At 38.4% G+C, this 5,344-nt stretch carries 5 protein-coding genes and 3 pseudogenes; 2 read left to right on the top strand and 6 right to left on the bottom strand.

The annotated features are described in order from the left end of the window. From C4E06_RS15820 to C4E06_RS15805, 4 genes and pseudogenes are all read right to left on the bottom strand, one after another. Positions 1-229, bottom strand: a pseudogene (locus C4E06_RS15820) (peptidase S51); the annotation flags it as partial. 42 nt (positions 230-271) lie between these two features. Next, positions 272-1,645: an RNA-guided endonuclease TnpB family protein gene (locus C4E06_RS15815; RefSeq protein ID WP_107668945.1), complete on the bottom strand. Its 1,374-nt coding sequence runs from the start codon at positions 1,643-1,645 to the stop codon at positions 272-274. A gap of 240 nt (positions 1,646-1,885) precedes the next feature. After that, positions 1,886-2,422, bottom strand: a pseudogene (locus C4E06_RS15810) (Type 1 glutamine amidotransferase-like domain-containing protein); the annotation flags it as partial. A gap of 59 nt (positions 2,423-2,481) precedes the next feature. After that, the gene (locus tag C4E06_RS15805) at positions 2,482-3,099 is read right to left on the bottom strand and encodes a molybdenum cofactor guanylyltransferase (RefSeq protein WP_107668944.1); all 618 of its coding nucleotides are present in this window, start codon (positions 3,097-3,099) and stop codon (positions 2,482-2,484) included. A 21-nt stretch (positions 3,100-3,120) separates the two neighbouring features. On the opposite strand from C4E06_RS15805, the gene C4E06_RS15800 reads away from it, so the two are divergent. Continuing rightward, the gene (locus tag C4E06_RS15800; protein ID WP_107668943.1) at positions 3,121-3,435 is read left to right on the top strand and encodes a hypothetical protein; all 315 of its coding nucleotides are present in this window, start codon (positions 3,121-3,123) and stop codon (positions 3,433-3,435) included. A 208-nt stretch (positions 3,436-3,643) separates the two neighbouring features. Here the strand turns inward: C4E06_RS15800 and C4E06_RS15795 are convergent, their stop codons facing one another. Then, positions 3,644-3,820 (bottom strand): photosystem I reaction center subunit X, encoded by a 177-nt coding sequence (locus C4E06_RS15795; protein WP_107668942.1) that lies wholly within the window; start codon positions 3,818-3,820, stop codon positions 3,644-3,646. 56 nt (positions 3,821-3,876) lie between these two features. Then, positions 3,877-4,041 carry an NblA/ycf18 family protein gene (locus C4E06_RS15790; RefSeq protein WP_008277251.1) on the bottom strand — a complete coding sequence of 55 codons (165 nt, stop codon included), beginning with the start codon at positions 4,039-4,041 and terminating at the stop codon, positions 3,877-3,879. 829 nt (positions 4,042-4,870) lie between these two features. On the opposite strand from C4E06_RS15790, the pseudogene C4E06_RS15780 reads away from it, so the two are divergent. Beyond that, a pseudogene (locus tag C4E06_RS15780) lies at positions 4,871-5,322 on the top strand (RNA recognition motif domain-containing protein). Positions 5,323-5,344: the final 22 nt, after the last annotated feature.

The following is a 5,344-nucleotide window of genomic DNA, read 5'->3' as shown; positions in this document are numbered from 1 at the left end:
AAACCTTAGCAATACCTTGGTCATCGATCGCCACAAAGGCCCCTTCTTCTAGTCCAATGCCATAATGGTCAAGTTGATTATTATCTTCATAAATGACCTTAGCTAATAAACCCAATAGCCTTCCATAGCGAGTTTCTGGATTCCATTGATTGAGTCGATCTAAATGGGTATCTGTCAGCACTTGGTGTAGGTAAGGGACTTGCAGAAAATCACTTCGATGAATATGTTCTTTGACTTCTCCAAGGTTTAAAAACGCCGGGATTCTAAGCGGTTAAGCTTCAATGGGCTGAAGCCACATTTCCGCTTGCTTACGATATGATCGAGATAGTCCATCAAGCTCATAGCGTTTAGGAACAGTCAAACATTCCTTAACCACCCTGGCTAGGTTTATTCCTAGCTGTGTGGCTACCTTTTTTAACAGATTTGCTGCTGCCTGAATATCAGCGTTTACTAACCAGCCTTTAGCTGTTTTATATAATCCACGCTTAAATCGTTTCCCTGAAAACTTATACCCTTTGGGTTTTTCACCATAATTCGGGACTAAATCATCATCAAGGAAACTGGCTTTTGAGCTATACGCTTCATCAATTTCAGTAAAGATAATTCCTACTGATTCAGCTAATTGTTGAATACGATTTTTAAGTCTTGCCGTTGGAATTTGTACAAAGTTTTGATTATTAGTTTTCCCTATATTAATTGACTCTTTTTGTCTATCATTCCAACCAAAAACAATGTTACCAATTTGATGTTTTAAGCAGTAATTAATGACAAACCTTGCTGCTTTATTAATAGCGTCTCTCATTTGACAGTTACGCCTGTGAGTGACCTGCTCTAATTTATCATCCCAGTAATCTTGGGATTTTCCCTGTTTATACTTAGCGACAAAGCGATTATATCTCTGATTAATTGACTTAATTCTTCTACCATTGACAATAAAAGATTTACCTTTGGTTGTTACAGAACTAAGCCAATTGTCAACCCCATGATCAATGGCAAGAGCATGAGAATAATCAAGGTTAGAAGCTTTGACCAACTGAGTTTTATAGACATATTCTGCCCATAATTTACCATTTTGAGGAACAATTCTTATCTCTGCTATATCTAAGAATTGAAAATTAGCTCCACTAGGAATAATAACTGATGGGTTTTCTAATTCTTTTCTTTGAGAATTGGCGATAGGCAAATGACAAATTCTGATCTGTGGTTCATAACGAATGTTTTGAGAAGTAAAAGCAACTTGATAAAGCCCTTTTTTGCGATAATTAGGGATTTTAGGTTTGTCTTTTAATTCTCCATTAAACCACATTGGTAAAAGCTTGTTATATCCTTTTATGGCTTCTACTACTAACTTAATAGTCTGTTGTCCTTGTTGACCTCCTATTGCCTGATAATGGACGTTATCTTTAAAATCTTTACATAATTGAGCATAACTAACTTTAATCCGTCTTAAACGAGGACTTCTTCTGTAATTATCATTGTTATCAAACCAAGTTTTGTAATTACAGTTTTCAAAGTAATCTTGACGAATTGAAAATAAAACAGAGTTATATAGTTTATTTGATTGCTCACAACACCATAAAAGGTAAGCGTGAGCCTCATCATCTATATTACCTGTTAATAAGATTTTCTGAGTTTGGTAATTCATGTTATGATTATAGCGTTTTGCAATGGCATTGCCAATATGGTCAAGAAAAACTTTACAATTAGATTAAGTGATAAAAGATTAGCTAAACTAAGACTTTATGCACAACAAAAAGATAAGACTATGACACAAGTTTTGGAAGAGTGCATCGATAAACTTAGATTGGATACGGGAGGTTAAAACCTCCGTTCGCTCCACTGCCACCCTTTAAAAGAAGGTGGCTATTTCTCGCTCACAATTCTTTTGGGTATTATAGTGAAAGGGATCGTTAAGAATTTCTGAACTAATCACCCCTTGATGGTCCGGAGCATAATAATAGTCTCCTAAAATCGCCATTCCTGCACTGGTTCCAGCGATGGGGATTTTTTTTTCATTAATGACGTAATTCAGGGTGTCTTCTGTTTTCGTCCCTTGCCAATATTCTTGATAGTCATTTTGGTCTCCTCCTGCGATAAACAAAGCATCAGCGTCGAGGATATAGTCAGTGACTTGGGAATTATTAGCAGCCTCACGACTATCAATGGAAAGTTCGGCCGCAGAGTAGATCCAATCTCGATAATTTCGACAAATCCAATCAGCTTGTCTACCAATTCCTCCCACCCGAAGCACTAAATATTTGCCCCCGTAAGCTCGTTTTAAAAACCATTGGGTTGCTTCATGTTCTCCTGATTTATTGCCTTCTGCTCCCCCAATTAATAAACAGCCTGATTGTGTCGTAATTGACTGATAGTCTCTCCCTTCACAAGCTACATAATAATCAAAATCATATCGACTGCCCATAGTTAGCCATCTCTAATATTTATCTTTTAATATCTCACAAAATAGTCATGAAAGCTTGACTATAAGGATAAAGAAATTTGAATAATATCTTTAAGATCCATCGGGGTATTACAATTAAACAGAACTGAGCGATCGCTGACTAATAATTCCTGGACAGATTGAGGGTGTAACCATTGCTGAAACGATCGCCCTCCTTGTTCGATAAAGCCCTCCAGGGACGTTAAACAAGACGAACGGTAAAACCCACACAAAGGGTCCCATCCTTTTTGATGACGGGGTAAACAGGCGATGACGTGATCCGATGTCTCAGGTAACTGTTGTAACCATGCCTCGATGCACTGAATTGTTAAGTTAGGTAAATCACAAGCTAACAATAACACCCATTCTGTCTTAACATAGGATAAAGCTTGAGCAAACCCCACCAAGGGTCCTTGGGTTTCTCCCGATGGACAGACCTCTTGTAATAAATGACACCTTGAAGGAACGATCCTTTGATAACGTTCTACCCAAGGGGTAATAACATAAACAGGGTTAGCGTATCCTTGAATAAGGGTAGCAGTCCGTTGCAGGAGGGGAACCCCTCTAACCTCAATTAAGGCTTTATCTTGACCCATGCGAGAGCTTTTGCCCCCTGCGAGGATAATGGCACTGAGATCGGCTTGGAAAGGGGTTTCCATGTTAAACTATGGGCTAAAGCCATGAATGATCCGTTTCAAGAACGAAAACTAGAAAAGTTACAGCAAATAACTCGTCTAATCCCTGTTGTTGGTTGGATTCCTGCCCTTTGGACAGTGTACCATCATCAGGGTAGTCGTCAAGTCTTATCAGCTAGTCGTTTTTCTATTCGACTAACGGTTATTTGGGCTATTGCTTATAGCTTACTCTGGTTAAGTTCGTTACAAACATCTGAAACGCTTACGTTACGGTTACTATATCTTAACGGCTTGCTCACATCGGGTTACATATTAGTTTGTTTAGGATTAATGTTTCGGGTTTGGCAGAGAAAAAATTAAAGTCGTCTGAGTTACACATAACCCCTGATTATCTAGAGGCGTGGTAATATTAGTCAGGGTCGTCTCAAAAGCGAGTAAGGTTTGAGTGTTTATTCCCTTTTTTCTTCTAGAATGAATTGACCTCCCGGCACCCCTTGTCCCTCTTCGTCTTTTGCCTAGGATATGAGAGAAGCTTGACACGAGATGGAGAGCGTCTGGGTTTAAGACACTAGAATAAGTCGTTTTTCATCAAATCTCTGATGAGATTGTCCCTAGCCATGATTTGCTGCATGGTATCAATCAGGTAATCAATGACTTGTTCCCGTTCTAAGTCTTGAAATTCCTGCTGTAAGCATTGTAATTGAAACTGCTGTTCTAAGGATAATTCAAAGGTGTTTGCGTCCATGATAACCTCCATAGGTTAATGTGATAGTTAGTGAATTTTTATCGGCCAAGAGAGGACTATTTGCCCAAGTTGCGAACAACATTTGTTTTAATCATTAATAGTCGTGATGCTTGAACCAATAACTCTAATGCTTGCTCTCTGCTCATTTGAGTGGCTGCATCGCGAATCCGTTTCATTTCAAATTGTTGTTCTAAGGTTAGATTGCAAGAGGTGTTTTCCATAATGACTCCTTGTTTAAATCGAAACAGGGTAGTTAGATCGTTTAGGTGACAGTTAGCTTTGTAACTTGTCTTTATAATATAAAGCAATGTAACAAAGATTTGACAGATTGTCTACCTTATGTATAAATCATAGCGACTAATTCCTGGTTAGACAAGTTCCTTGTGGTTAGAATACCCAGATGGGGTGAATAACTATGCATATAACATCATTTTTAGCAAGTCTTTTGTTACAAAGTTGCTCAAAGTGAACAAAAGTGGTAATAATATACTGAAAAGATAACAACCTAAACAAGCTATCCCCTCGCCCCCTGGGTAGAAAAGATAGATAAGGAAGTCAGAAATTAGTGACGGCTTAATAGGTTAAGCCCCTACCGAAGTTGGGTTGTAACGAGGACTGATACCTCGGTTAAAAAAATTCTCCCTTTAAAAAACCAGGTTTTATCCCCTATGATCTCTATAAATAGATACTATTGTTTCAAGCTCTTATCTAAAACCATCAGAAAATGATTATTTTTTTTAGGGAATTATTTGACGAATTGTCTATACATTCTGTAATAATTTAAGAGGGCATTATCCGTTCAATCCATTTCTATCAGTCGGACGCCGAATAAGCCAGGTCTCAATGATTCAATTGCCTAATCTTAGCATCGTCAAAGAAAAATTGATTTTAATGGCACAAGCCAATAAAAGGCAAGTAAGTTATGGTTATGGCGTAGGAAGTCATGGTAAAGTTGTCTGTTGTTTCCTATGTACTCACAACCAAACATTATTCCCCTATGGGAAATTGATCAAGTTTTTTATCAACTCAATCACTGGAGGTATCTCTTAAATGCCTATTCGCTTATATGTAGGTAATTTACCCAAAGAAAACCTAGAACGGGAAACCTTAGAGGAACTATTTGCCGACGGAGGCGAAATTGTATCCATTAAGGTGATCAAAGAGCGCAAAACCGGCAAATGTCGTGGCTTTGCCTTTGTTACCGTTCCTAACGATGAATTAGCTGACGCATTCATTGAAAAATACAATGGTCAATCCTTTATGGACAATGATCTCAAAATTGAGAAAGCATTGCCCCGCAATAAAGGAAAAGACGCTCCTAATGAAGGCAACGCCGACAATAAACCCACCTCCAAGTCCAAAAAAGGTGGCGGTAAAAAACGTAATACTCGTTCATCTTCTTCGGGGGTAGTTCTTCTAACGAAAGCTTTCAACCCGACCCCCGTTGGGCTGATCAATTAGCACAACTCAAAGAAATGCTGGCCGCCTCTTCTAATAACTAAGGAATGGAAAAGAGATAAGGGA

Source organism: Cyanothece sp. BG0011, from assembly GCF_003013815.1.
GTDB lineage: Bacteria > Cyanobacteriota > Cyanobacteriia > Cyanobacteriales > Microcystaceae > Crocosphaera.
Note: the sequence above shows the minus strand (reverse complement) of the source record. Positions and strands in the feature narration are given on the sequence as shown.

Coding starts and splice junctions, on each gene's coding strand:
- C4E06_RS15815 (WP_107668945.1), bottom strand. CDS start 1,645: ATGAATTACCAAACTCAGAAAATCTTATTAACAGGTAATATAGATGAT.
- C4E06_RS15805 (WP_107668944.1), bottom strand. CDS start 3,099: ATGGAAACCCCTTTCCAAGCCGATCTCAGTGCCATTATCCTCGCAGGG.
- C4E06_RS15800 (WP_107668943.1), top strand. CDS start 3,121: ATGAATGATCCGTTTCAAGAACGAAAACTAGAAAAGTTACAGCAAATA.
- C4E06_RS15795 (WP_107668942.1), bottom strand. CDS start 3,820: ATGGACGCAAACACCTTTGAATTATCCTTAGAACAGCAGTTTCAATTA.
- C4E06_RS15790 (WP_008277251.1), bottom strand. CDS start 4,041: ATGGAAAACACCTCTTGCAATCTAACCTTAGAACAACAATTTGAAATG.